Below are 905 nucleotides of genomic sequence, written 5' to 3' on the forward strand. Positions count from 1 at the left end.
CTAGGGCGTTTCCTTCGGATCACCGCGCGGACCAGATGAAGATGGCGGCGAGGTGGAGTCCGGCCAGGTAGATGGTCGCTGTCTTGTCGTAGCGGGTGGCCAGTCCGCGCCACTGCTTGAGTTTGTTGATGCACCGTTCGACGGTGTTGCGGTGCTTGTAGGCCTCACGGTCGAAGGCCGGTGGCCTGCCGCCGGCTTGGCCACGGCGTTGGCGCTTGGCGATCTGGTCGACCGGCTGCGGGATCACCGCCCTGATGCCGCGACGCCGCAGGCAACGGCGGATCGCGCGGGAGGAGTAGGCCTTGTCCGCGAGGACCGCGGTAGGTGTCGTGCGCGGTCTGCCGACCGGCCTGGGCACCCGCAGGCGGGTCATGACCTGCTCGAATGCGGGTGCGTCACCGGCCTGGCCGGGCGTGAGGAAGAAGGCCAGCGGACGGCATCGGCCGTCGGCGGCAAGATGGATCTTCGTGGTCAGTCCGCCGCGCGACCGCCCGAGGGCGTGCTCGTGCGGCTCGCCGTCCGGGGCCCCTTTTGACGGGCCCCGGCGGCGTGCTGGTGAGCCCGCACGATCGTGGAGTCGACCGCGACGACCCACTCGAGGTCGCCCTCGGCGTCGGCCTGGGCCAGCAGGGCGGTGAAGACCTTCTCCCAGGTGCCATCGGCCGCCCACTTCCGCAGCCGGTTGTGGGCGCCCTTCCACGAGCCGAAGTGCTCGGGCAGGTCCATCCACGGTGTCCCGGTGCGGTACTTGAAGGCGATGGCGTCGATCACCTGCCGGTGATCCCGCCACCGCCCACCCCGCCGAGGCGTCCGATCAGGCAGCAGCGGCTCGATCCGCGCCCACTGGGCGTCAGTCAACGACACACCCAGACCAACGACCGGATGATCCGAAGGAAACGGCCTAG

1 pseudogene is annotated in these 905 nt (G+C 69.9%); it reads right to left on the reverse strand.

Annotated elements, in window-relative coordinates:
* Positions 1 to 19: 19 nt before the first annotated feature.
* Positions 20 to 870 (reverse strand): annotated as a pseudogene (locus QK440_RS41225) (IS5 family transposase).
* Between the last annotated feature and the right edge of the window lie 35 nt (positions 871 to 905).

It is taken from the genome of Streptomyces sp. CC224B (assembly GCF_030010595.1).
GTDB lineage: Bacteria > Actinomycetota > Actinomycetes > Streptomycetales > Streptomycetaceae > Streptomyces > Streptomyces longispororuber.